General features: G+C 44.3%; 23 protein-coding genes, 1 tRNA gene, 1 other RNA gene and 2 pseudogenes. 4 read left to right on the forward strand and 23 right to left on the reverse strand.

The window, feature by feature from the left end:
• Positions 1 to 192: 192 nt before the first annotated feature.
• Positions 193 to 1,605, reverse strand: a pseudogene (locus ELZ47_RS12100) (sialoglycan-binding domain-containing protein); the annotation flags it as partial.
• Between ELZ47_RS12100 and ELZ47_RS12105 the strand changes: the two are divergent.
• A complete protein-coding gene (locus tag ELZ47_RS12105; protein WP_032910452.1) occupies positions 1,568 to 1,828 on the forward strand; it encodes a hypothetical protein in 261 nt (86 codons plus the stop codon). The pseudogene ELZ47_RS12100 and the gene ELZ47_RS12105 overlap by 38 nt on opposite strands.
• A 26-nt stretch (positions 1,829 to 1,854) precedes the next feature.
• Here ELZ47_RS12105 and ELZ47_RS12110 read toward each other — a convergent pair.
• The 7 genes and pseudogenes from ELZ47_RS12110 to dnaG all read right to left on the reverse strand — a co-directional run.
• A pseudogene (locus ELZ47_RS12110) lies at positions 1,855 to 2,094 on the reverse strand (accessory Sec-dependent serine-rich glycoprotein adhesin); the annotation flags it as partial.
• Between the two features lie 211 nt (positions 2,095 to 2,305).
• Positions 2,306 to 2,393 (reverse strand) — tRNA-Ser (locus ELZ47_RS07615).
• 38 nt (positions 2,394 to 2,431) lie between these two features.
• Complete coding sequence (locus ELZ47_RS07620) at positions 2,432 to 3,277, reverse strand: DUF695 domain-containing protein (protein WP_002900691.1); 846 nt, start codon at positions 3,275 to 3,277, stop codon at positions 2,432 to 2,434.
• Positions 3,278 to 3,443: 166 nt separating this feature from the next.
• Positions 3,444 to 3,792: a transfer-messenger RNA gene (gene ssrA, locus ELZ47_RS07625) on the reverse strand.
• 81 nt (positions 3,793 to 3,873) lie between these two features.
• Positions 3,874 to 4,212, reverse strand: a complete 339-nt coding sequence (locus tag ELZ47_RS07630; RefSeq protein WP_002895943.1) for a metal-sulfur cluster assembly factor — start codon at positions 4,210 to 4,212, stop codon at positions 3,874 to 3,876.
• A 129-nt stretch (positions 4,213 to 4,341) separates the two neighbouring features.
• The gene (rpoD, locus tag ELZ47_RS07635) at positions 4,342 to 5,454 is read right to left on the reverse strand and encodes an RNA polymerase sigma factor RpoD (RefSeq protein WP_002895944.1); all 1,113 of its coding nucleotides are present in this window, start codon (positions 5,452 to 5,454) and stop codon (positions 4,342 to 4,344) included.
• A gap of 2 nt (positions 5,455 to 5,456) precedes the next feature.
• Positions 5,457 to 7,241 carry a DNA primase gene (dnaG, locus tag ELZ47_RS07640; RefSeq protein WP_331852789.1) on the reverse strand — a complete coding sequence of 595 codons (1,785 nt, stop codon included), beginning with the start codon at positions 7,239 to 7,241 and terminating at the stop codon, positions 5,457 to 5,459.
• A 154-nt stretch (positions 7,242 to 7,395) separates the two neighbouring features.
• On the opposite strand from dnaG, the gene mscL reads away from it, so the two are divergent.
• Entirely contained in the window at positions 7,396 to 7,779 is a 384-nt protein-coding gene (gene mscL / locus ELZ47_RS07645) for a large conductance mechanosensitive channel protein MscL (RefSeq protein ID WP_002895947.1), read from the forward strand.
• A gap of 113 nt (positions 7,780 to 7,892) precedes the next feature.
• Here the strand turns inward: mscL and rpsU are convergent, their stop codons facing one another.
• The 6 genes from rpsU to ELZ47_RS07675 all read right to left on the reverse strand — a co-directional run bounded on the left by rpsU (position 7,893) and on the right by ELZ47_RS07675 (position 12,355).
• On the reverse strand, positions 7,893 to 8,069 hold the full coding sequence (gene rpsU, locus ELZ47_RS07650) for a 30S ribosomal protein S21 (RefSeq protein WP_000048054.1): 177 nt from the start codon (positions 8,067 to 8,069) through the stop codon (positions 7,893 to 7,895).
• 147 nt (positions 8,070 to 8,216) lie between these two features.
• Positions 8,217 to 8,900 carry a DUF4956 domain-containing protein gene (locus ELZ47_RS07655; protein ID WP_126435714.1) on the reverse strand — a complete coding sequence of 228 codons (684 nt, stop codon included), beginning with the start codon at positions 8,898 to 8,900 and terminating at the stop codon, positions 8,217 to 8,219.
• Between the two features lie 11 nt (positions 8,901 to 8,911).
• Positions 8,912 to 9,643: a polyphosphate polymerase domain-containing protein gene (locus ELZ47_RS07660; RefSeq protein WP_126435715.1), complete on the reverse strand. Its 732-nt coding sequence runs from the start codon at positions 9,641 to 9,643 to the stop codon at positions 8,912 to 8,914.
• A gap of 378 nt (positions 9,644 to 10,021) precedes the next feature.
• Positions 10,022 to 11,491: a M56 family metallopeptidase gene (locus ELZ47_RS07665; protein ID WP_126435716.1), complete on the reverse strand. Its 1,470-nt coding sequence runs from the start codon at positions 11,489 to 11,491 to the stop codon at positions 10,022 to 10,024.
• Between the two features lie 15 nt (positions 11,492 to 11,506).
• On the reverse strand, positions 11,507 to 11,884 hold the full coding sequence (locus tag ELZ47_RS07670; RefSeq protein WP_002895954.1) for a BlaI/MecI/CopY family transcriptional regulator: 378 nt from the start codon (positions 11,882 to 11,884) through the stop codon (positions 11,507 to 11,509).
• A gap of 114 nt (positions 11,885 to 11,998) precedes the next feature.
• Positions 11,999 to 12,355 carry a DUF1304 domain-containing protein gene (locus ELZ47_RS07675; RefSeq protein ID WP_002900698.1) on the reverse strand — a complete coding sequence of 119 codons (357 nt, stop codon included), beginning with the start codon at positions 12,353 to 12,355 and terminating at the stop codon, positions 11,999 to 12,001.
• Positions 12,356 to 12,543: 188 nt separating this feature from the next.
• Here ELZ47_RS07675 and ELZ47_RS07680 point away from each other — a divergent pair, with 188 nt between their 5' ends.
• Both ELZ47_RS07680 and ELZ47_RS07685 read left to right on the forward strand, forming a co-directional pair.
• A complete protein-coding gene (locus tag ELZ47_RS07680) occupies positions 12,544 to 13,860 on the forward strand; it encodes an FAD-containing oxidoreductase (protein WP_002900699.1) in 1,317 nt (438 codons plus the stop codon).
• A 111-nt stretch (positions 13,861 to 13,971) separates the two neighbouring features.
• Positions 13,972 to 14,940, forward strand: a complete 969-nt coding sequence (locus tag ELZ47_RS07685) for an NAD(P)/FAD-dependent oxidoreductase (protein ID WP_126435717.1) — start codon at positions 13,972 to 13,974, stop codon at positions 14,938 to 14,940.
• Positions 14,941 to 14,973: 33 nt separating this feature from the next.
• On the opposite strand, the gene whiA is transcribed toward ELZ47_RS07685, so the two are convergent.
• The 9 genes from whiA to glmM form a co-directional block, all read right to left on the reverse strand.
• Positions 14,974 to 15,885: a DNA-binding protein WhiA gene (whiA, locus tag ELZ47_RS07690; protein ID WP_002900702.1), complete on the reverse strand. Its 912-nt coding sequence runs from the start codon at positions 15,883 to 15,885 to the stop codon at positions 14,974 to 14,976.
• On the reverse strand, positions 15,882 to 16,859 hold the full coding sequence (locus ELZ47_RS07695) for a YvcK family protein (protein WP_126435718.1): 978 nt from the start codon (positions 16,857 to 16,859) through the stop codon (positions 15,882 to 15,884). The genes whiA and ELZ47_RS07695 overlap by 4 nt, the downstream gene beginning before the upstream one ends.
• The gene (gene rapZ / locus ELZ47_RS07700) at positions 16,856 to 17,746 is read right to left on the reverse strand and encodes an RNase adapter RapZ (protein WP_002900704.1); all 891 of its coding nucleotides are present in this window, start codon (positions 17,744 to 17,746) and stop codon (positions 16,856 to 16,858) included. The genes ELZ47_RS07695 and rapZ overlap by 4 nt, the downstream gene beginning before the upstream one ends.
• Positions 17,747 to 17,800: 54 nt before the next feature.
• On the reverse strand, positions 17,801 to 18,181 hold the full coding sequence (locus ELZ47_RS07705) for a RidA family protein (RefSeq protein WP_002895964.1): 381 nt from the start codon (positions 18,179 to 18,181) through the stop codon (positions 17,801 to 17,803).
• A gap of 211 nt (positions 18,182 to 18,392) precedes the next feature.
• Positions 18,393 to 18,554: a hypothetical protein gene (locus tag ELZ47_RS07710; RefSeq protein ID WP_002900705.1), complete on the reverse strand. Its 162-nt coding sequence runs from the start codon at positions 18,552 to 18,554 to the stop codon at positions 18,393 to 18,395.
• 11 nt (positions 18,555 to 18,565) lie between these two features.
• On the reverse strand, positions 18,566 to 19,876 hold the full coding sequence (obgE, locus tag ELZ47_RS07715; protein WP_002900706.1) for a GTPase ObgE: 1,311 nt from the start codon (positions 19,874 to 19,876) through the stop codon (positions 18,566 to 18,568).
• A gap of 49 nt (positions 19,877 to 19,925) precedes the next feature.
• Positions 19,926 to 20,054 (reverse strand): DUF4044 domain-containing protein, encoded by a 129-nt coding sequence (locus ELZ47_RS07720; RefSeq protein WP_002895969.1) that lies wholly within the window; start codon positions 20,052 to 20,054, stop codon positions 19,926 to 19,928.
• Positions 20,055 to 20,171: 117 nt separating this feature from the next.
• Positions 20,172 to 21,881: an Ig-like domain-containing protein gene (locus ELZ47_RS07725; RefSeq protein ID WP_002900707.1), complete on the reverse strand. Its 1,710-nt coding sequence runs from the start codon at positions 21,879 to 21,881 to the stop codon at positions 20,172 to 20,174.
• A gap of 129 nt (positions 21,882 to 22,010) precedes the next feature.
• The gene (gene glmM / locus ELZ47_RS07730) at positions 22,011 to 23,363 is read right to left on the reverse strand and encodes a phosphoglucosamine mutase (RefSeq protein ID WP_126435719.1); all 1,353 of its coding nucleotides are present in this window, start codon (positions 23,361 to 23,363) and stop codon (positions 22,011 to 22,013) included.
• Positions 23,364 to 23,395: the final 32 nt, after the last annotated feature.

Here is a 23,395-nt window from a genome sequence, read left to right on the forward strand (position 1 = left end):
GCTAGTCGATGCGGACGTGTTGGCACTTACTGATACGCTGGTCGACGCGGACGTGCTTGCAGACACTGACGCACTGGTCGACGCGGACGTACTTGCAGACACTGACGCACTCGCTGATAAACTAGGACGTAAATCTTGAACAGTCCTATCAGCTGTTATTGTATCTCTTGAACGGCTAGCAGGAGTATCATCTGGATAAATAACCGTCACAGAACCATCATTGTTAACAACATATTGGACATTGTTAGGCAGATTCCCTGTATTAGCCGCCCTAACTTTTTCTTCAATAGCTGTTTTTTCACTTGTTGATAGTTGCTGGGGATTCAGAACCCCAGTTAAACTTCCAGGATTGTTTGGTGTATATTTATCTGTCTGGTTAGCAAAAACAATTCTGAAAATTTTTGCTTCACTAGTTAAACCACTAGCATCTGTCGCTCTAACCTTGAAAGTGTATCTACCACCAGGTCCTGCTGGTAGACTTTTCGGTATCGTCCCTCTAATAGTTGTCACAAGAGGATTTTGTTCCGTAGCATTATTAGGATTGTTTATATTCGGTGTATTAAATGTAAAACCTAAGCCTAGCAAAGTGTTATAAGTGCTACTAGCAGCAAGATCTCCTGCAAAATTTACATTGGTAATCTTACCACTATTATCATAAAAGTGGAGTTCAGCAGTACCTTCTTCTCCACGATAGAAGATATAGTCTCTACCCTCATCAACAAAGACTGGGGCTACCCTATCTGTATCAACTGTCTGTGCAGCAGCAATAGTGTCTGTTGAACCATCCGGATAGGTAATTGTTACGGTACCATTTTCTGAAACCGAATAAGTTGATGTGGCAGGAAGATTTGGATTAGCACTTTTGACTGCAGCAATGACCGCATCTTTGTCTGTTGGGGTCAGACTATTCGCATTCTGAACATAGGTTAAAGTTGGAGCTTGAGGAGTATATTTTTCTGTCTGAGGTCTTATAACTAATACAAAACGCTCACTTTGTTTGTCTACTAATCTAGTGATATTCCCCGCAGCATCTTCTGCTCGGACATATTTAGTATAGCGATCCCCAGGTCCAACACCATGATTAATTGGCACAATACCGTAGACACGAGTCCTTAGAGGATTAGCAGGCGTTGCATTACCTGGAACACTCAAGTTATCAGTAGAATATCTTATCCAATTTGGATCTAAGTAAGTAGAGTTATCTGCTCCTTCAATATTTCGAACAATGACTCGATTAACTCGACCACTATCATCAGTTGTTTCGACAAAAAACTCAAACTCTTCTCCTCGATAGGCTATTACCTCTTGAGGGAGAGTGATTGTAGGAGGGGTTGTATCTGTAGCCCGACGCGTTCTTCTACGCCCAGTCTGACTAGAGGATTCTGTAGACTGCTGGCTGCTTGTAGAGTTGCCGGTTTCTGATGCAGACGATGCAGAGGTCTGACTGGCAGAAACTGATTGAGAAGAACTGGTTGGCTGACTAGTACTAGCACTCACTGAAGCCGATGCACTTGAAGACACCGAAAGAGACTCAGATACACTTAAGGAATCTGAGACTGACTGAGATGTGCTGGCACTGATAGAGGCAGAGCTAGACTGTGACATTGACTCTGAAGCTGAGATGCTGGCAGAGATAGATGCACTGACAGAAGCACTGGCGCTGGCTGAGGATGTATCTGATACAGACTCTGACTCAGTATGTGAGCTTGCCGTTGCGGTTGCCGCTTCAGCAGCACTGCTTTCTTCTCCTAAAACTGTTTCACCACGTGTCGCTAAAACGTCTGTCGTGTCAATGACTTTTTCCAGAGCCTGTTCTTCTTCTGCGTGAACGGTTGTGTTTGTCACAAGAGCACCGCCCAGCACGGCCCCCGTGGCGACAATGCCCCTCAAAAAGTCTATGCCGCTCTTCTTATCGGTAACTTGTTCTTCCGTTACCTTGAGCTCGATCGATGAAAGGCCTCCCCCTCTCATTGATCTAAAAAGGCCGAACTGTGATGTCGCAGCACGCAGCCAATGCTTACCCGATTTAATCAGCTTAAAACGAGTCACACGCTCTACTTCGTGGTACTTACCTTTTTGACGTTTAAAAAACATAATTCTCCCTTTAATTTATATCCTTTTTAAAAATCCATTAATCCCATTTTACCACACTATTATATAAAATGAACAATAAAATACTTATTTTTTTTGCTGAAATTGTTTTCAAGCATTTCCAAAAATATTCATATTCAAAAAGAATCACCTTACTTTCATTCCTCTTTTACAAATAGAAAAAACGCCAAACAGCGTTTCTTGCATATGATGACGGAAGACATGGGATTCGAACCCACGCACGCTTTTACACGCCTACTGCGTTTCCAACACAGCCTCTTAAGCCTCTTGAGTAATCTTCCACAAAAGAGAAAGTCCAGCTTTCTCAAAACTTTAACCATTATACCACATTACAGCCCCAACCGCCATAGTTTCCGTTAAATTTTTTCACAAATTCAACCAAAGTCCAAACATTCTGGTTCAAATCAAAGATTTCTGTCGTATCCATACGAATCACGTGCAGCTGATATGGTTTGTCCGCATCTTCTATCTTTTCAGCAGATACGAGGCTGTAGCCCAACTCTTCAACTTCCTTTAGGAAACCATCTCGGTCTTCCTCCGAAGCGAAATAGGCCCAATGATCAATCTCGCGCTCCTGACTATGGTCATCGCCGTCCTGCTCCAGCTGGTACCAGACCCGCTGGTTGAGAATGGTCTGATACTCGTATTCATTAGGATAGAGAAAGTCAAAGTACTGATCCCAATCCTCATCTTCCAGGGTCGCTGAGTCATAGCGGCGGTCTGGAAAGTCGCGCATCACGTTTGCAATCGGCTCTAGATGGCTTTTCTTATCTTGCAGATAGTAGTAAAACTCAATATTTCCATCTGTCGTAATCACACCAACATGAATGCCACCGACCTGGCCCAAAGCCTCAGAAAGCCGATCCTCAATCACATTCAGCTCCTTAAACTCATCACTAGATGGAAAACCCGTCTCCCCATCGTACTGAAGGAGCGATATCTTGAGCCTCATAGCATAGGCATAGAGAGGATAGGGTGCCTCATCAGCAAGAGCTAGATTCAGACGGATGCTAGCCAACTTGTCATCAATATAAGTTGAGAAAGATCCCCACTCACTCGGAAAAGGATCTTCTGAAGGCACATCAAGCACTGCTTCTTCTACCTTTTCTACTTTCTCTTCCTCTTGCTCTTGTTTCTTACCAAACAGATTCTTAAAAAAACTCATATCAAACTTCCCTTAATACTTATGAAATCAACCCAATAGAAATACAAATATTTCCTTTGCCATCACTAACATCATTGTATTACTTTTTCAGACAGAAATCAAGATTTCCTGAACATTGTAAAAGCAAAAAACGCTGATTTCTCAACGTTTTAGAAAGGCTTTAAAATAATGGAGCCGGTGGGAGTCGAACCCACGTCCAAACACCTGCTAACACATTTGTCTACAACCATAGGCTATGTATTGATTTAACTTCACTTTGACACATAGCTCAAGCCCAAGTCAAGCGAGTCTATAATTCTCTTGCAAAATCCCTAGACCAGATTTTGCCGTAGCTTGCTCATAATAAGACCTGTCATCAGACACAAGCAATCCGAATCGGGTCACGCTGGCTGGTTTTTAGGCAGCTACAGCGTAAGAATTGTTATTTTTTGCAGTTATATTTAACTGGCGTTTTACATCCGCTAGATGGGTTGCAAAATGTGCCTCATAATGCCTGTCGAATCCGTAACGACCCCAAGACAATAGGAACATTATAACAGAATCTGCTAAAAAAAGCAAAAGCCTGCACGCAGCAGGCCAGCACTTACTATTAGTTCTTAGCGAATCCCCAAAGCAATCCGAGCATAGCGGCTCATCTTTTCCACCGTCCAAGCTGGGTACCAAACCAACTTAACATCCGTCTTGGTAACCTCTGGAACATCTGACATGGCATCATAGATCTGGTCAGTCAGAAGATCCGCCAGAGGGCATCCCATAGTTGTCAGGGTCATATCGATTTCCGTTTCCCCATTGGTCTCGTCAAAACGGATTTCATAGATTAGACCTAGATTGACAATATCAATTCCCAATTCTGGGTCAATGACTTGCTCCAAGCTCTCTAAAATACGCGTTTTAATCTTTTCAACTTCTTCAGGGCTGTATTTTTTTTCTGACATGCAATATCCTCCTTATAGATAGAGCAAAAATTTCAAGTTAGCTTGAGGGGGCTTTTGTTTTTCAGCTAGAATTGCCGACTTAACGCTTCCTAATGAAAAATTTCTGCCCCTTCTTGCGCTCTTCAGTTCTTAATCTTCAATAAAGTCTCTGAGTGGTTTGCTGCGGCTTGGGTGGCGGAGTTTACGCAGGGCTTTGGCTTCAATCTGGCGAATCCGCTCGCGAGTGACATTGAAGACCTTGCCGACATCTTCCAGTGTCCGCATTTTTCCATCGTCCAGACCAAAGCGCAGACGCAAGACGTTTTCCTCGCGGTCTGTAAGGGTGTCTAAAACTTCATCCAGCTGCTCACGAAGGACGACACGAGTTGTATAGTCAACTGGATTTTCAATCACTTCGTCTTCGATAAAGTCTCCCAGATGACTGTCATCTTCCTCACCAATAGGTGTTTCCAATGAAACTGGCTCCTGAGCAATCTTGAGAATCTCACGAACCTTGTCAGGTGTCATATCCATGCGCTCAGCGATTTGCTCTGGTGTTGGGTCTTGACCCAATTCCTGCAAGAGATTGCGTTGCTCGCGAACCAGCTTGTTAATGGTTTCCACCATGTGGACTGGAATCCGAATGGTCCGAGCTTGGTCAGCAATCGCACGGGTAATGGCCTGACGAATCCACCAAGTCGCATAAGTTGAAAACTTAAATCCTTTGGTGTAGTCAAACTTATCAACAGCCTTCATCAGCCCCATATTTCCTTCTTGAATCAAGTCAAGGAATTGCATACCACGACCGACATAACGCTTGGCAATGGAAACAACCAGACGAAGATTGGCCTCAGCCAGACGCTGCTTGGCTTCCAAGTCTCCCTGTTCTACCAAGATAGCCAGCTCCTGCTCTTCTTCATTGCTGAGAAGAGGCACAACCCCAATTTCTTTCAGATACATGCGGACTGGGTCATTGACCTTGGCTGAATTACTGCCTAAGAGCTCTTCATCCGTCAGCTCCGCTTCTTCCTCTTCAGTATTCAAAACGCGCGCGCTAGGATTTCCTTCCTTATCTGTAATTGAGATGCCCGCATCCTGGATGCGCTGTAGCAAATCCTCAATCCCATCAGCATCCAAAGTGAAAGGAATAACCAACTGATCATTGATTTCATCATCTGTCGCAACTCCAGTCTGCTTGTGGTTGCGGATAAATTCTGCAATTTGAACGTCTAATGTTGTTACTTCTTTTTGTTTTGTAGCCATTCCTACTCCATTCTTCTTTTTTGCTTAATCAAGCGCTCCAGCTCGGACAGGGCTGTATCCGTATCTCCGCTGTGAGAGGCTTCTCGAATCTTCTTACTAATAAACTGATTATGCTTGCGCAAAATCTCCCGCTCTCTGGTTTCTTCCACTTCTTTCAATTCATCTTCCAAAACCTCATCCGGCAAGTCTTCTTCCAAGACTCGGTACCAAGCCTGCTGGACATGATCCGGCAGCTGGGACAAATCCTGCGGTGTCACCTCGCCATTTGCCAGTAAAATCTCATACAAAGTCTGCAAGTCCTCCGAGTCAAAGGCAAAGTCTTCTCTCAGCCGGTATTGGTTCAAAATCAAAGGATGATGCATCATGCGGTGGAAGATATGATTTTCCGCCTTCATGAGACGACTCAGCCGATTTGAGGGAGAAAACTGCATGACGACTGGTTGAGACTGCTGAGTGGGTGCCTCCTGACTGCGACTAGAGCGCTCAGCCAGGCGGCTGTTATTTACCGTCTGTTCCACCTGCTGATAGTCAAAGTCTGGCAGCAGCTCAGCCAGCATGTAAATATAGGAGTTCTGCGCTGTGATGGACTTGGTCTTCGCAATAATAGGTGCCATCTTCTCTACAAACTCAATCTGAGCTTGCAGATTTTCAATATTATCTGGTTTCAGATGATGCAGCAGAAACTCCACATTACTTATTCGCGTTTTGCTCAGCAAATGCTGCAAATCTTCCTCAGAATTTTTAGCGAGAAATTCATCGGGGTCCAAATTATCCGGAATCCGAACAATTTCCACCGTCATATCTCTCAGCTCATCCAAAGCCTTGGCAGTTGCTGCTTGCCCTGCCCTATCTCCATCGTAAGACAGGATAATCTTCTTGCAATACTTGCTCAGGTGCTGAACATGCTCAGGCGTCAGAGCTGTTCCCATCGAGGCAACCGCATTTTCAATTCCGGCCCGATAAGCCGCAATCACATCCATGAAGCCTTCCATCAGATAGACCTCATGGCTCTTCTTGATAACCGGCTTGGCCTTATCCAGATGATAAAGCTCGTAGCTTTTATTGAAAATAGCGGTGCTGCGGCTGTTTTTGTACTTGGCCTGATGGCCATCAGTAGCCACTGCCTGCCAAATCCGTCCGGAAAAGGCCACAACCTGCCCGCTGTCATTGGTCAGGGGAAACATAATTCGGTTCTGAAAGGCATCATAGACCAGATTATTCTCCGCCAGATTGAAGAGTCCTGAGTTCATGATGGTATTCTCATCAAATTTGCCAGCCATACTCTTATGAAGATAATTCCCCTCATTAGGAGCCAGCCCGATTTGAAAATGCTTGAGAACATCATCTGTCAGCCCCCGCTGGTAGAGATAAGCCCGCGCTTCCTCTCCCATCTTAGTCGTCATCAGGACCGCATGGTAAAACTTAGCTGCCTCGGTATGGATATCGTAGAGATCCTGATGCGGATGGCTTTGTCTCGGTCGGTCGTTGCCCGCCGTCTCTACTGCCAAGGGAATCCCTGCCCGATCTGCTACAATCTGCACAGCATCCATAAAGGAAACGCCTCGATAATCCTCAATGAATTTGAAGACATCGCCCGACTTGCCGCAGCCAAAACAGTGATAAAACTGCTTGTCCTCTACAACGTTAAAAGAGGGCGTCTTTTCGCCATGAAAGGGACAGAGTCCCAGGAAATTCCGCCCAGCCTTGGTCAAGGCCACCGTTTCTCCTATGACATCGACGATATTGACGCTGTTTTTAATTTCAGAAATGATTTCTTTATCAATCAAGAGACAATACCTCCAATTTATCATAGAATATCATTCTATATTTTATACTAAAATGAAGCAAATGTAAAATATTTGACAAACAAATATCTTGTAGATGTCATATAAATAAGCTATAATATAATCACATTAATAAATTCTTGAAAGGAAAGAAAGAATGTTAAAGGATCTTAAAGAATTCTTGCTGCGTGGGAACGTGATTGATTTGGCAGTCGGTGTGATCATCGCCAACGCTTTTGGAGCAATCGTCACTTCATTGATTACTGACGTAATCACTCCCCTCTTCCTCAACCCAATTTTGAAAGCTGCAAACTTGGAGCAAATTTCTCAATTGAAATGGAACGGGATCGCTTATGGTAACTTCTTGAGCGCTGTAATTAACTTCTTGGTAATCGGTACTGTTCTCTTCTTCATCGTTAAGTCTGCTGAAAAAGCACAAAGCCTTGCTAAGAAGAAGGAAGAAGCTGAAGAAGCGCCAGCTGGACCAACTGAATTGGAAGTCCTGCAAGAAATCAAAGCTTTGTTGGCTGAGAAAAAATAAAGAGAATTCACTGATGAAAATCAGTGTTTTTTTCTTGCCTATTGCTCACAATCATCCCCTTCTCTCCAAAGAGTGAAAACAAAAAACAGACCGGAGTCTGCTTTTTTGTTCAATTAGAATTTTTTACGTTTACGAGCTGCTTCTGATTTGCGTTTGCGTTTTACAGAAGGTTTTTCATAGAATTCACGTTTGCGTGTTTCTTGAAGAGTACCAGCTTTAGTAACCGCACGTTTGAAACGACGAAGTGCATCATCAAGTGATTCATTCTTGCGTACTACTGTTTTTGACATTTTTTTCACTCCCTTCAAGTCCAAAATCTATATAATCATACCACATATAGAAAAGAGTGTCAAGTATTTTCTGTAAGTATGATGTAGCTCCTTTTTATTACAGAAACAAGAAAACCAACTGCTATGCTGCAGCTGGTCTTCTTTTGCTTAGAGAGTTTTACGCTTCTTAGCGGCTTTGGAAAGTGAAATGTCTTGAACCTTGTCATAACGTATAAACTGCTGAATGAGTTCTCGGTCATTCACATCAGGATTCAAGTCAACAACATAGTCCAGCTTGATAGACTTCTTTTCAGCTGACTTGAGAGAGATCAGTTCGGCTGATTTACAAGCTGTTTCAAAAATAGCATCAAAGAGTACTTCGTAGTCAAAATCAGCTGGAACCTGAACCTGAACATAACGTCTGGTCTGACTGACTGAAGTAAAGCTCATCTTTTCAAAGAGCATCCAGATGCCTGAAATAGCTAGAGTAAAGACAATTCCCAATGCTACAAATCCCATCCCTGTTGTAATCCCGATAGCGGTCGCCATAAAGATGGCTAAAAGCTCCTTGGAGCCACCTGCGGCCGACCGGAAGCGAATCAAGCTGAAAGTCCCTGCTACGGCGACACTGGTACCCAGATTTCCATTAACCAAGAAGATGATAATAGAAATGATGGCTGGCAAAAGGGAGAGGGTGACGACAAATTCCTTGGTATAAATGGTTTGGCGCTTATAGACCTTGGCCAAGATAATTCCTAAAACCACACTAGTAACTAGTGAAAAAATCAATGCCAAAGGATTAATCTTGACCTCTGTGGAGGAATAGATACTGTTAAATAACTGATCGAGCATAGACTACCCCCTTAGGCCTTGACTGTTTGAGTCAGCCTTTCTTTAGTTTGCAGGTAGGCTTTGCCGTATTTTGAGAAGGACTGGTCTTCTAGTCCATATTTATTGAGAATATCAGCCAGCCACTGAGGATATTGCCCAGGAACCTTGATTTCCATAATCACTTTGTCATCTTCCAGCAAGGGCAGTCCATAGCGACCTGAAGCTAAATCTACATCATAATCTCGGTAGCGGATGTTGGAATCAACTGTCACACGTACCTTTTTATCTTCCAAGCCTCTCATAGAGTAGCGGTCATAGCTAATCACCATTTTTGGCTTCAAGTCTAGATAACGATCTTGAAGCTGCTCCACTTCTGCCTTGACCCGGTCATCAGAAATAGTATGGTCTACCACACCATTCACAATATAGTTGGTCACAGAGAGAGGATTGGAAACTAAACGATATTTGAAGCCTACTTCATCGCGTTTCTTCTTGATTTCCAAGAAAACTTGACTATCATCATTCGGCTGCTCAGCATAAGTGCGCATCCGCATTTTTTCACGACCGCCTTTTCTGGCAATGGAATCCTGAATCATCTGGAACTCATCATTATCAAAATACACATTGGAAATGGTTGAAGTCGCATAATCATCTGCGGTGAGGTAAGGCCTCATGTCAGCTTCAAGACGAGCTAGCATTGCTCGGTCAAGAATATACTTAGTTTCGATCCGTTGGAAGTTTGTTTGGATTTGCTTTTGTTTCATTTGGATTCTCCTTTAATTCTACAAATGTAGTTTTTGCTTTTAAAAGAAATAGAGCTTCCGCTCTGCACCTACAAGCGTCTGGATAAGCTTTGCTTTCTTCTCCTTTCCAAGCAGTATTTTTCAAAAACATTCTACAAATGTAGTTTATAATTATATTCTACACTTGTCGTTTATAAATGTCAAGAAAAAAGATAAATAATCTTTCAGTTTTTTTAGCATTAGGAGACGAAATGCAAACTGTAAGCAAAATCGACCTAAAATAAAAAATAAACTAATGACTAACAGCTCTTGAAGGATTGCCAAATCCCCCCTTTGAGAAGATAATAAAATTCTACCAGCCTAAGCTTTTAAGAAACTTAAACTGGCAGAATCCTTTATTTAATCGTCATCATGGTCATCATCATCGTCCGGATCATCAGTATCTGTCGTATGAGAGGAACTGTTCTGAGACGGAGTTTGAACTGTCGCTGTACTAGCTCCAGTATTCGCTCCGGTCGAGCCCGCTGCTCCCGTATTCCCTGCGCCTGCAGTAGCGCTGTTGTCAGCTGGAGTTGATGCAGCTGACGAGGATGAGCTGACTTCTTTTTCGACCGTTACCGTCTTTTCGACAATGGTATGCTGCTTAGATTTGACCAGTTTTCCATCCTTAACATTGACAATGGTTTCATGGGCCGTTTGCCCGTGAGAGAAGCGAATCTTATAAGTGTCTTTCTCACGCGAAATCTGGAGGTCTTTAATGTCCTTTTCAGAAAGAGACAGCTCTTTTAAGACGGATGCTAGTGCCTGACGCTGACTGAGTCCTTGAGACTGTTTTTGCCCTGCAACAGGTCTGCTTTGTTGAGCAGTTGGACTTTCTAAGGCAAAGACCGAGCTAGTCAAGAGCAAAAGGAGAGGGACTGCTACTACAAAGGCAGCAGACAGAAATCTCTTAGGCAGCCGGTTATCCATAATACCGACAATCCGACGCTTGAGATTAAACTTGTCAGAGTAAAAGCAGGTCGTCAGAGCAATTGGGGTCTTCTTACTGCGGTCTATCATGGTCAAAATCGTTTCACCGTAGAAAGTCCGATACTCTGTATCTCTACAGCTCAGAACATCGTAATCACAGTACATTTCTCCTGCTTCCTGGGTTTCACGGCAGGCAAAGCGGACAACTGGATTAAACCAGTGCAGACTCTTGGCAAAAATCCCTAAGAGATTGATTAAAACATCTCGGTGTTTGTAGTGGGTCAGCTCATGCTTGAAAATAAGCTGTAGCTCTTCTTCTGTGTAGTCCAACTCTGGCAGCACGATTAAAATATCTCTGAAACCTAGCAGCATGGGACTTTGGGACATAGGATAGTGGAGCAGGCGAATCCGACCCTTAACTCCCATCTCCTGCTGAACAGCCCGCAGCTGAGCCATCGCTTCTTCGTCCTGAAACTCCGTGCCCCAGCGCTTTAGCATCTTTCTGAAGCGAATATAAGAATAAGCGTATCTTCCTATACTAAAGACAAAGCCAATCAGCCAGATGGCAAAGAGAATCTCAAACCAAGGCAGACCGAGAAAAGCCTCCCACAGTTTTGGCTGGGCAGCTTTTTCAACTGCTGGAGAAGCGCCCTGAGCACCACCTGTCTGGGTGGCAGTCACTGCTGTCTGAACTACCGATCCTGTATTCAGCCGAATCAGGCCTGAGCCAAACTGAGGACGGAACGGGAACAGAAAACTCAGCAATATCAAAAACCAAATAAAATACTTCACTCTGACCGAAATCTTAGTCTTAAAGACCGTAAAAAGCAGACTAAGCAACAGCACCAAAATGGATGTTGACAAACTGGTCAGCAGAAAAGAAAGAAGGAACTGTTTCATGCTTATCCCTCCATCCTACTTTCCTTGGTTGAGCAAACTACGCAGCTCATCCAGTTCATTTTCCGAAAAGGAGTTAGAAGAAAAGAGTGTTTTGACAAAACCGCCCATAGAACGGCCGCTGTGACGTTTCAAGAAATCCGAAGCCTCAACTTCCAGATACTCATCTTCTGAGATCAAGGCTGTATACTGCCTTTCACGCCCCTTGCGGACACTTTCTAAAAAGCCCTTCTCCGTCAAGCGAGCCAAGACTGTCAGCAAAGTCTGGGGCTTCCAGTGATTGTCTGGTCCCAGCTTTTCCATGATACGGGCAGAGGTCGTCGGGGTAGGCAGTTGCCAAATTACCTTTAAAATAGTAAATTCCCCGTCTGGTAAACGTTTAATAGATCTTTTCATCGTTCTCACGCACTTTCTAAATTAATGCTATTTCTAGTTTTATTCTACACTTGTCTAACAAAAAAGTCAATCATTATATAAAAAAGAGCGAGAAATCAATTTTCCTCACTCTATTTAGAAAAATAAACTAAGCAGGGTCAGCATAGCCAGCCCTCCCTGCTTGAACAGGATTTTGGGGTCACTGGTCACTGCACCATAAGCTGCTACCAAGATGATATAAACCATAAAAATTCCCAGCCAAACCGGACTAGGCTGTACAAAGGCCGCAATCAAGACCAAAACAGCTATCAATCCGTTGTAAACTCCTTGATTTTTGAAAAGTGTATTGACCGACTGCTGCTCCAACTCCTCTTGTGACATACCGAAAACCCGAGCTGTCGCTGCATAAGTCGTAGCGATGGTCTCCAGGTAGAGGATATAGAAAAATTCCAAGGCAACCAAACTTGCCAAAATCAGTGTAATAATAGACATTTTACCCTCCTAAAATAAATAATGAAACTTAGTATAACACAGACTGACTGGAACTGCGAAAATCTTGCTCAAAAATGGACAGTTTGTATAAAAAGCGTGACTAAAAATACTGAAGAAAAAAAGCGTAGCAGAAATCAGCAATTTCTGACTAGATGTGATACAATCTTTTTGAAAAATGGAGGTAGTTTATGTTAACCTATGATTTAATTGTCATCGGCTTTGGTAAGGCCGGTAAAACATTGGCAGCCAAAATGGCGGGCCAAGGAAAAAAAGTTGCTTTGATTGAGCGAAGCAAGGCTATGTACGGGGGAACCTGTATTAATATCGCCTGCATCCCAACCAAGACCCTGCTGGTCGCAGCTGAAAAAGGCCTGGCTTTCGACCAAGTCATGGCTGAAAAGAACGCTGTAACCAGCCGTCTCAACGGCAAGAACTACGCAGCAATCAGTGGCGCTGGTGTCGATATCATCGATGCGGAAGCTCATTTCCTTTCCAATAAGGTCATCGAAATCACAGCTGGCGATGAAAAAGAGGAACTGACCGCTGAGACCATTGTTATCAATACTGGTGCTGTTTCCAATGTCCTGCCAATTCCAGGACTGACTGAAACCGAACATGTCTATGACTCAACCGGCATCCAAAATCTGAAGGAACTTCCTAAACGCTTAGGAATTCTGGGGGGCGGTAACATCGGCTTAGAATTTGCTGGACTCTACAACAAATTGGGCAGTCAGGTGACTGTGCTGGATGCTGCTCCTGTCTTTCTCCCTCGAGTAGAGCCTTCTATCGCTGCTCTAGCTAAGCAATACATGGAAGAAGACGGAATCCAGCTCCTGCAAAATGTGCAAACCAAGGATATTAAAAATGATGGTGCTGAAGTTGTGGTTGTGACAGAGGATGGAGAATTCCGCTTTGATGCCCTACTCTATGCTACTGGCCGCAAGCCGAATGTTGAGCCACTGCAGTTGGAAAATACAGATATCAAGCTGACAGAGCGCGGAGCTATCAAGGTCAATAAACACTTGGAAACATCTGTACCTGGCGTTTTTGCAGCGGGCGATGTCAATGGCGGTCTGCAGTTCACTTATATCTCACTGGATGACTTCCGTATCCTTTATAGCTATCTGGCTGGCGATGGCAGCTACACACTGGAAGACCGTAAAAATGTCCCTACCAGCATGTTCATCACACCGCCATTGGCTCAAATCGGATTGACTGAAAAGGAAGCCCAAGAGCAAGGTTTACCGATTGCAGTCAAGGAGATTCCAGTCGCAGCAATGCCTCGTGGTCATGTCAATGCTGACTTACGTGGTGCCTTCAAGGCTGTTGTCAACACTGAGACCAAGGAAATCGTCGGAGCAACAATCTTCTCAGCAGGAGCTCAGGAAATTATCAACATCCTGACTGTAGCCATGGATAATAAGATTCCTTACACCTACTTGAGCAAGCAAATCTTCACTCACCCAACGTTGGCTGAAAACCTCAACGATTTATTTGCTATCTAATTTTAAGCCCCTGATGGGGCTTTTAAGATGTCTTCAAAACATTTGCTTACATTTCAACCCCTTTTTGTGGTACAATAATGCTAGTTTATTTTAAAAAGATTGAGGAAGATTATGTCTGAACTGTATGATATTACGATTGTCGGCGGTGGACCAGTTGGCCTATTCGCAGCTTTTTACGCTCATCTGCGCCAAGCCAAGGTTAAAATCATTGATTCCCTGCCTCAGCTGGGTGGTCAGCCGGCCATTCTCTATCCAGAAAAGAAGATTCTGGATGTGCCGGGCTTTACCAATCTAAGTGGCGAAGAGCTGACACAGCGTCTGATTGAGCAGCTGGAAACTTTCCAGACTGAGATTTGCCTCAATGAAACGGTTCTGGATATCGTTAAATCTGATGATGGCTTCACCATCACGACTTCTCAAGCTCAGCATCAGACCAAAACCATTATCATCGCCATGGGAGGCGGCGCTTTCAAACCGAGAGCTTTGGAACTAGACGATGCTGAAAGCTACAATAACCTCCACTATCATGTGTCAAACATCAGCCAGTACGCTGGCAAAAAGGTTGTCATTCTGGGAGGCGGTGACTCCGCTGTTGACTGGGCGCTAGCTTTTGAAAAGATTGCGGAAACCAGTCTAGTTCATCGTCGGGACAACTTCCGGGCTTTAGAACATAGTGTAGAAGAACTCAAGGCTTCTAGTGTTGAGATTAAGACACCATTTGTACCCAGTCGATTGGTCGGCGAAAATGGCAAGGTTACCCACTTGGAAATCAGCCAAGTCAAGGGAGAGGAAAGTCAGCTTCTGCCCCTAGATCATCTCTTTGTCAACTACGGTTTTAAATCCTCTGTCGGCAATCTCAAAGATTGGGGCTTGGAGCTCAACCGTCACAAGATTTTGGTAAACAGCAAGCAAGAAACTTCTGTGCCATGTATCTATGCAGCCGGAGACTGCTGCAGCTACGAGGGCAAGATTGATCTGATTGCAACTGGGCTAGGTGAGGCACCTACTGCTGTCAACAATGCCATTAACCATATCTATCCTGAGCAAAAAGTCCAACCCAAACATTCTACAAGTCTATAAAAAAACAGCTGCCGAGCTCAAGCTCAGCAGCTGTTATAATTCATCTGCGATTTTATTGATTTTTCTCAAGCGATGATTGACACCGCTCTTAGTCAGTGGCTGGCTCAGACTATCAGCTAACTGCTGGATGGAGTAGTCCGGATGTTGGATACGAAGCTGGGCTACCTCCTGCAGGTCTACAGGTAGACTTTCAATGCCGATATTGTCACTGATTTTAGCAATATTGTTGATGGTTTTCATACTGGCTGTGACCGTACGGGCGATGTTCGCTGTCTCCGCATTATTAGCGCGGTTGAGGTCATTGCGCGCTTCCCGCATGAGCTTAAGAGATTCAAACTCAGCCATGGCTTCCATAGCACCGATGACAATGAGAAAATCCATGATATCCTCAGCCCGCTGCAGATAAGTAACAGCCCCCTTCTTGCGCTCAATGGTCTTGGCATCCAGCAGAAAACGGCGCATCAAGGCAGCTAAATCCTCAGCATGATCCAGATAAACGGACAGGATTTCCAGCTGGTACTTGCCTGAGTCTGGCTCCCGCATGCTGCCATTTGAGAGAAAGGCCCCCCGGAGGTAGGCACGGCTGGCTTCGTCATCTGACAAAATGGCCTGGTCAATCCCGGCCTCGATACCAAAAAAGGAGTCAGCCAAGTGCAGGTCAGAAAGGATTTCTTCTACTTTCTGATCCAGAAATACTGTGTATACACGGTTCTTGCGCAGATTGGTCTTCTGATGGTGGCGAATTTCTGACTTGACCTGATAAAGATCCGACAGCAACTCATAGAGATGGCGAGCAATCTTGGCATTTTCTGTTGTGACAGACAAGGTCAAACCACTGCTGGCCAAGCCCAGACTGCCAGACATCTTGATCATGGCTGACAGCTCATTTTTATCTCTGCTTGCCAGACTCAGCAGTTCTTCTTTTACTTTTACTGTAAAGCTCATTTGCGTACCTGTATAATCTGCATCAATTCGTCAACGACCAGCTCGCCATCATGGAACGCTCCGCCATTTTCCAAACGCAGAAAGTTCGAAGAAATAACGCGCGGAACCTGCTCTTGTAACCCTTGAAAATAATGCTCCACCTGTACCAGATATTCGTCAAACTGGTTACTGTCCATGTACTCATGAGGGACAGGTTCGATATTGACCAAGACTGTATCTACAAACTTCCTGCCTAAATGACGGTGCAGAACTTGGACGTGATCGCTGTCTGAAAAATGCTCTGTTTCGCCTCGCTGGGTCATGATATTGCAGACATAGGCCACTTCTGCCTTGGTGTCTAGAAGAGCTTGGCCGATTTCCTCGATAACGAGATTAGGCAAAATAGAGGTAAATAGAGAACCAGGTCCCAGAACTACCATATCGCTTTCTAAGATGCTCTCAACCACCTTTTTACTGGCAGCAGGCTTCTTGTCATCATAGGTATTGGTCACATAGACCCGCTCAATCATCCCACTCTTACTGGTCAGATTGCTCTCACCGACAACTTCCGTCCCATCTGTAAACACAGCATGCAGAGTTAGAGGGGTATCGCTAGAAGGGTAGATTTTTCCTGTCGTATGGAAAAACTTGGTCAAAAGCTGCATGGCATTATAGGTTGAACCCTGCATTTCAGAAATACCGGCAATAATCAGATTGCCCAAGGGATGCCCCGCTAGAACGCCATCTCCTTCCGCAAAGCGATACTGAAAGACCTTCTCATAGAATTTTGGCATGTCAGACATGGCTACTAAGACATTTCGCAAATCACCCGGCGGAGTCAGCTGCTGGATGTTTTTCCGCAGCTCACCAGAACTCCCGCCATCATCTGCTACTGTGACAATGGCTGTAATTTCTACGTCCTTTTTACGCAGGCTGTCTAAAATAACAGAAATGCCTGTCCCACCGCCAATGACTGTAATTCGTGGCTTTCTCATGAGCGGTTCACCGTTTCTTTCCGACGGTTTTTGTCGCGGTGACTGGCATTGACCGGCCAGTTTTTAGCCAAATCATCCGCTAAGCGCTGAGCAAAGGCCACACTGCGGTGCTGACCACCCGTACAGCCCACTGCAATCGTCAGGATAGACTTGCCTTCCTTCTGATAGCCCGGCAAGATTGGCTCAATCAAGCCTAGCAGATGCTGGTAAAATTCTTCTGACTCTGCATGGTTCATGACATAGTCAAAGACATCCTTGTCCAAACCTGTCTGATTGCGTAGCTCAGGTTTATAGTAGGGATTAGGCAGAAAGCGCACATCAAAGACCAAATCCGCATCCAAAGGCAGACCGTATTTGAAACCAAAACTCATGACCTCAATGCGGAAACTGTGCATCTCGTCCTGATTTGAGAATTGCTCAGAGATGGTCTTTCTCAGCTCCCGTGGTGTCAAATCAGTTGTGTCCACAACATTTTGACTGAGATTTTTCAGAGGGGCCAAGAGCTCACGCTCCAGCTTAATCCCATCCAAAATCCGGCCATCAGCTGCCAACGGATGGCTGCGCCGCGTTTCCTTGTAACGAGCCACTAACTCCTTATCCGCTGCATCTAGGAAAAGAATCTTAAAATCAATGTTCTCGTTTTGCTCTAAATCATCCAAAACGTTCTGGATTTGCAAAAAGAAGGAACGGCTGCGCATATCGACAACCAGAGCCAATTTATCATTGTCAGTAGTCCCTTCGACCAGCTGCAAGAACTTCGGCACCAGAGTTGGCGGCATATTATCAATGGTAAAATAACCTAAGTCTTCAAAGGACTGGATGGCTACGGTTTTCCCCGCTCCGCTCATTCCAGTCACAATGACAAGCTGAATTTTCTTCTCAGACATTATAATCCTTTCATCAGATAGAATCCGTCAAAAAGCTGTTTTCTCCAGCACTTTTTAGAGAATCTCGGCAATAACCTCAATCTCAATCTTCACATCCTTAGGTAGGCGAGCCACTTCTACTGCCGAGCGAGCTGGAAATGCTTCTGTAAAGGCTGTTTTATAAACTTCATTAAAAGCCACAAAATCATTGATATCGCTCAAGAAGCAAGTAGCCTTGACTACGTGGTCAAAGTCTGTTCCAGCGGCTTCCAAAATAGCTGAAACATTTTTCAGCACCTGCTGGGTCTGCTCTTCAATAGTTGTCCCAATGATTTCTCCTGTTTCAGGAGACAGGGGAATCTGCCCGCTCGCAAACAAGAGATTGCCGACAATTTTTCCTTGAACATAAGGTCCAATCGCTGCTGGTGCTTTGTCTGTATGAATTGTTTTTGCCATAATTATCACTTCTCCTACTTATTTTTTTCATTATACCATAAAATAGCAAGCAATGGCCACGACAGATTGATAAGCCTTGCCTTTTTCCATTTTTTCATTGATGGGGCCTTAGAAGCTAAAAGGAAATCTTCTTACCTATCAGAACCCACTTTTTAAGATTTAAAAACGCTGAGAAATCTTTCCCAGCGTTTATGATTCTCAAAATAAAATCTTATTGCTCTTCAGCTTTCGCTAATGCTTCTCTTTCCAGACGCAGCTTGCGTTTGGGATTAAGTTTATTAAAGAGCTCTTCTAGCTTTTCTGTATTCCAGACGTCAGCTGCAGAGACAAAATTCCCATTTTCATCGCGGAAGGATATTGGTTTATCACCCATTGCAAGCCTCCTTAGTCAACGAATTCAAACTCGAACTTGCCGATGCGGACCAGGTCACCATCCTTGGCTCCACGAGCGCGAAGGGCTTCATCAACTCCCATACCACGAAGCTGACGGGCAAATTTCATGACTGCTTCATCGCGGTCAAAGTTGGTCATATTAAAGAGTTTCTCCAGCTTGTCACCTGACAGCACCCAAGTCGCATCATCATCACGAGAAATTTCAAAGGCTGGTGCTTCTTCGTCAAAGCCATAGTAAGCTTCTTCTTCCATTTCAGACTCATCGTAAAGCAAGAACTCTGGCGTCTTATCCAGTAATTCTGCGGTCGCATCCAAGAGGGTCGCAAGTCCCTGCTTAGTAAGACTGGAAATGGGGAAGATTTGCGGTAGGTCAGCAAACTCATCATAATTAGCTGCCAATTTCTCTTTAAATTCCTTGAGATTTTCAGCGCTATCTGGCATATCCATCTTGTTAGCAACAATAATCTGCGGACGCTCCATGAGACGAAGATTGTAGGATTCCAACTCTTTATTAATAGCTAGATAGTCCTCATAAGGGTCACGTCCCTCACTGGCTGACATATCAATAACATGCAGGATAACCCGTGTCCGCTCAATATGACGGAGAAACTGAGTTCCCAGTCCGACACCTTGGCTGGCACCTTCGATCAAACCTGGCAAATCCGCCACCGCAAAGGACTCTCCAGAGTGAGTGCGAACCATTCCTAGATTGGGCACGATGGTCGTAAAATGATAAGCACCAATCTTAGGCTTAGCTGCTGTGATGACACTAAGCAAAGTGGATTTCCCGACAGAAGGGAAGCCGACAAGACCAACGTCTGCTAGTACCTTGAGCTCCAGCAGAAGCTCACGCTCTTGACCCGGTTCTCCATTCTCAGAAATCTCTGGAGCAGGATTTTTAGGCGTCGCAAAACGGATATTTCCACGACCGCCTCGGCCACCGCGCGCTACGATAAATTCTTGGCCATTTTCTACCAAGTCCGTCAGCACCTTGCCAGTCTCCGCATCACGAACCGTCGTTCCCTGAGGTACACGAACAATTAAGTCCTCAGCACCACGACCATGCATGCCCTTGGTCATGCCTTTTTCACCAGACTGAGCCTTGAAGTGCCGATTGTAACGAAAATCCATCAGGGTACGAAGACCCTCGTCTACGACAAAAACAACATTGCCACCACGACCGCCATCACCGCCCCAAGGACCGCCATTAGGAACATATTTTTCACGGCGAAAGGCCACCATGCCATCGCCACCATTGCCAGCCTTAACTTGAATCTTGGCCGTATCTAAAAACATACTCATTTTTCTATTCTCTTTTTCTAGTCTAAAAAAACGCCCTGAAGCGTTTGGATTAAAAGATTGCGCTGAGAGCAGAAGCAAAGATTGCTCCAACTGTCACGATGAGCATGATAATCACGACCAGCATCGTCAATTTTTCAAATCCTGTTTTTTTGCGTTGTCCGTTATCTCCAAAAGCCACGATAACACCTCTATCCTTTAAAAATTACTAGGTCTATTCTAACACGATTGCTCCGTTTTTTCAAATGGAAAACCATGCAAAAAGGCTTTAAGAGAAAACTCTTAAAACCTTTGAATCTTATCTAGTCTTCTTTTGAAGAAAGACATAGCTTCCAAAGCCAACTAAGATTGCCAAACCTGCAACTGACAGCCAAAGCGTCGTTTCTTGACCAGTCTTAGGCAGAACTTTTTTGTTGCCTCCTGCAGCACCTGGATCATTGGTACCATTGTTTGAATTGTTATTTTCATTCCCTGGATTGTCTGCTCCTCCCTTTGGATTGTCGGAACTGTTATCAGGGGTATTGGTACCATTGCCTGGGGTATTATTTGGATTATTATTCCCATTATTTGGGTTGTTGTTTGGATTGTTGTTAGGGTTATTGTTAGGGTTATTGTTTGGATTGTTATTATTTCCAGGGTTAGGTGGCTGAACTGCCTTGCCTGGATCATCACCTCTATAGGTATTGGTAAAGACAGGATCCAAATCATATTTAACAGAGCCCAAAAACTCACCATTCACATCTTTAACAGTAACTGTCAGCTGAGCTTCCTTGTCATCATAGATGTAGTTAGCATCATTGCCCGGAATTTCCTTAATGCTGTAGCGGTAGTCACCAGCTGCATTATAGTTCAAGGCTTTGAAATTGATAGAACCATCAGCTTCATTGGTAGCTGTTTGAAGTAAAACACCGTTTTCGTCAAAGAGACCAAAGGTAAATTGACCCTTCTCTAACACTTTATTAACAAGTTTTTTCTGTGCCTGAATCTTCACATCTTTTGCTAGCACAGCGCTTCCTTTACCAAAGCCCTCTTCCAAGCGGACTGACTTAGTAATAGTACGCTCTGGGAATCCTTTAGCTGTCCATGATAACTTGTTATTAACCACATCGCCCACTTTTGTACCTTCTGGTACGCGAGTAGAGTACTCGATGTACATTGGCCAGTTATAGTTATCACCAAAGTTGATGGTAAAACCGTTAGCATCGCCATTAGCGTTTTGGGTTAGGACTGCTTTGTTAGTAAAGTTATCAGCAACAGGCAGCGTCAGGATATGAGCTTCATTGCGGATACCACCAGCAACTGGAGCATAACGAACTGCCCGCAGCGTACCAGGAACCAAGGTCAGACCATCACCAAAGGTGTCTGAAATCACCATGTTGCGAAGCATGTCCTGTCTTGCATTCAGGATAATGCGCCATTTAACAATACTCGGATCAGTGCTGTCCTGGTAACCATATTTCATTTCATACTCACCAGCAGTTCCTTCTTCTTTCTGGTATTGGAAAGAAAAGTCTGTCTGGCCAAATTTGAAGGCAACTGGACCTGTTTCTTTAACTTTTTCGTTATTGATACGAACATTAAAGCCCAAAGATAGCTCTTTCTTTTGGGTATAGTTTGTAAAGTAGTTACTGAAAGTCACTGTAACTGACTGAGTCGCCGGGTCAGTTTGAGCTGTACCGACTAACTCTCCCGTATGATTAACAACATCATAGACATCGAAGTTTAAGGCAGTAATCAGACTTAATTCTTCCGGAAGTTTAAAAGTCAGGGTATCCCCTTCAGCGATCGTTTGAGCCGCAGGAAATGTGAAGTTGGTTGTTACAGACAAGGTTTCATTAGTCTTAACAGTTGAGTCACTTGTTAATGGCTCACCATCCTTAGTAATGCTGGTTTGCTGACTGTATTCAGTTACTTCAGAAGCCTGAGTTCGAGCAGCAAAACCTAAACCTGTAACAATAGCTGTTAATAAGATAAGAATTTTAAAAATAATTGTATTTTTATTTTTCATCTTTTTCTCCTTTCATAGCTTATTATACCAAGAGTATTGCAATTTATCAACATTTTTATTCGTAGTGTTTAAAAATTCATAACAATGTAAAAAAACCAAGACATTGTGTCTCAGTTTCTTTACGTTTTATTACTCAATTCCAATTTCATCTCGAACAACATTAGCAATGGTATCTACATAATAATTTACTTCTTCGTCAGTTGGTGCTTCAGCCATGACCCTCAACAGAGGCTCTGTTCCGCTCGGACGCACCAAAATCCGGCCATTCTCAGCCATTTCGGCTTCCATTCTCTCAATCACCGTTTTGATAGCTGGAACTTCCATCGCCTTATCCTTCATGCTGTTTTCCACACGGATATTGACTAGTTTCTGCGGATAGATGGTTACTTCAGCGGCCAATTCGGATAGTTTCTTACCTGTTTCCTGCATGACCTTGGTCAATTGCACAGCTGAAAGCTGACCGTCACCTGTCGTATTGTAGTCCATAATGATAACATGTCCAGACTGCTCGCCACCTAGATTATAGCCATTCTTACGCATTTCCTCTACTACATAGCGGTCACCAACTGCTGTCACAGCCTTTTGAATACCTTCGCGATCCAAAGCCTTATGGAAGCCTAGGTTGGACATGACAGTCGTAACAATGGTATTCTGCGCCAGCTCGCCTTTCTCAGACAGGTACTTACCGATGATGTACATAATCTTGTCACCGTCTACCAGCTCACCATTTTCATCCACGGCAATGAGGCGGTCACTATCTCCATCAAAGGCCAGACCAATCGCTGCACCAGACTCACGTACAACATCCTGCAAAGCTTCTGGATGCGTAGAGCCGACATTCAGATTGATATTGAGGCCGTCTGGATTTTCTCCGATAATCGTCAACTGTGCTCCAAGGTCTGCAAAAATCTGACGGGCACTGGTAGAAGCTGCACCGTTGGCCGTATCTAAGGCTACATGCATTCCTTCTAGTTCCAAACCAGTTGAAACCAAATATTGTTGGTACTTGCGCAGTCCTTCTGGATAATCCACCAAGTCACCCAATCCTTCCGCGCTTGGACGTGGCAGGGTATCTTCTGCTGCGTCCAGCAAAGCTTCGATTTCCAACTCACGCTCATCATCCAGCTTATAGCCGTCACCACCAAAGAATTTGATCCCATTATCCAAAGCTGGATTGTGGCTGGCAGAAATCATGACTCCGGCGCTGGCCTTCTCTGACTTGACCAGATAAGCTACACCAGGCGTTGCAATGACACCCAGTTTATAGACATGAATCCCAACGGACAAAAGTCCTGCAACCAAGGCGCTTTCCAGCATTTCTCCTGAAATTCGAGTATCACGGCCAACAAAGACCCGAGGCACTTCACTTTCGTGCTGGCTCAGAACATAACCACCAAAGCGGCCAAGTTTAAAGGCCAATTCCGGCGTTAATTCCACATTTGCTTCTCCGCGAACACCATCGGTTCCAAAGTATTTACCCATTATAAATAGTTTCCTTTCATAAGACCTGGATG

Source organism: Streptococcus sanguinis, from assembly GCF_900635155.1.
GTDB lineage: Bacteria > Bacillota > Bacilli > Lactobacillales > Streptococcaceae > Streptococcus > Streptococcus sanguinis_G.

What these genes read in the sequence shown, in the direction of transcription:
- obgE (WP_002900706.1), bottom strand. Translation starts at nt 19,876, where the DNA reads ATGAGTATGTTTTTAGATACGGCCAAGATTCAAGTTAAGGCTGGCAAT.
- ELZ47_RS07620 (WP_002900691.1), bottom strand. Translation starts at nt 3,277, where the DNA reads ATGAGTTTTTTTAAGAATCTGTTTGGTAAGAAACAAGAGCAAGAGGAA.
- mscL (WP_002895947.1), top strand. Translation starts at nt 7,396, where the DNA reads ATGTTAAAGGATCTTAAAGAATTCTTGCTGCGTGGGAACGTGATTGAT.
- ELZ47_RS07630 (WP_002895943.1), bottom strand. Translation starts at nt 4,212, where the DNA reads ATGTCAGAAAAAAAATACAGCCCTGAAGAAGTTGAAAAGATTAAAACG.
- ELZ47_RS07685 (WP_126435717.1), top strand. Translation starts at nt 13,972, where the DNA reads ATGTCTGAACTGTATGATATTACGATTGTCGGCGGTGGACCAGTTGGC.
- rpoD (WP_002895944.1), bottom strand. Translation starts at nt 5,454, where the DNA reads ATGGCTACAAAACAAAAAGAAGTAACAACATTAGACGTTCAAATTGCA.
- whiA (WP_002900702.1), bottom strand. Translation starts at nt 15,885, where the DNA reads ATGAGCTTTACAGTAAAAGTAAAAGAAGAACTGCTGAGTCTGGCAAGC.
- rapZ (WP_002900704.1), bottom strand. Translation starts at nt 17,746, where the DNA reads ATGTCTGAGAAGAAAATTCAGCTTGTCATTGTGACTGGAATGAGCGGA.
- ELZ47_RS07725 (WP_002900707.1), bottom strand. Translation starts at nt 21,881, where the DNA reads ATGAAAAATAAAAATACAATTATTTTTAAAATTCTTATCTTATTAACA.
- glmM (WP_126435719.1), bottom strand. Translation starts at nt 23,363, where the DNA reads ATGGGTAAATACTTTGGAACCGATGGTGTTCGCGGAGAAGCAAATGTG.
- ELZ47_RS07660 (WP_126435715.1), bottom strand. Translation starts at nt 9,643, where the DNA reads ATGAAACAAAAGCAAATCCAAACAAACTTCCAACGGATCGAAACTAAG.
- ELZ47_RS07670 (WP_002895954.1), bottom strand. Translation starts at nt 11,884, where the DNA reads ATGAAAAGATCTATTAAACGTTTACCAGACGGGGAATTTACTATTTTA.
- ELZ47_RS07675 (WP_002900698.1), bottom strand. Translation starts at nt 12,355, where the DNA reads ATGTCTATTATTACACTGATTTTGGCAAGTTTGGTTGCCTTGGAATTT.
- ELZ47_RS07710 (WP_002900705.1), bottom strand. Translation starts at nt 18,554, where the DNA reads ATGGGTGATAAACCAATATCCTTCCGCGATGAAAATGGGAATTTTGTC.
- ELZ47_RS07680 (WP_002900699.1), top strand. Translation starts at nt 12,544, where the DNA reads ATGTTAACCTATGATTTAATTGTCATCGGCTTTGGTAAGGCCGGTAAA.
- ELZ47_RS07695 (WP_126435718.1), bottom strand. Translation starts at nt 16,859, where the DNA reads ATGAGAAAGCCACGAATTACAGTCATTGGCGGTGGGACAGGCATTTCT.
- ELZ47_RS07705 (WP_002895964.1), bottom strand. Translation starts at nt 18,181, where the DNA reads ATGGCAAAAACAATTCATACAGACAAAGCACCAGCAGCGATTGGACCT.
- ELZ47_RS07665 (WP_126435716.1), bottom strand. Translation starts at nt 11,491, where the DNA reads ATGAAACAGTTCCTTCTTTCTTTTCTGCTGACCAGTTTGTCAACATCC.
- ELZ47_RS07655 (WP_126435714.1), bottom strand. Translation starts at nt 8,900, where the DNA reads ATGCTCGATCAGTTATTTAACAGTATCTATTCCTCCACAGAGGTCAAG.
- rpsU (WP_000048054.1), bottom strand. Translation starts at nt 8,069, where the DNA reads ATGTCAAAAACAGTAGTACGCAAGAATGAATCACTTGATGATGCACTT.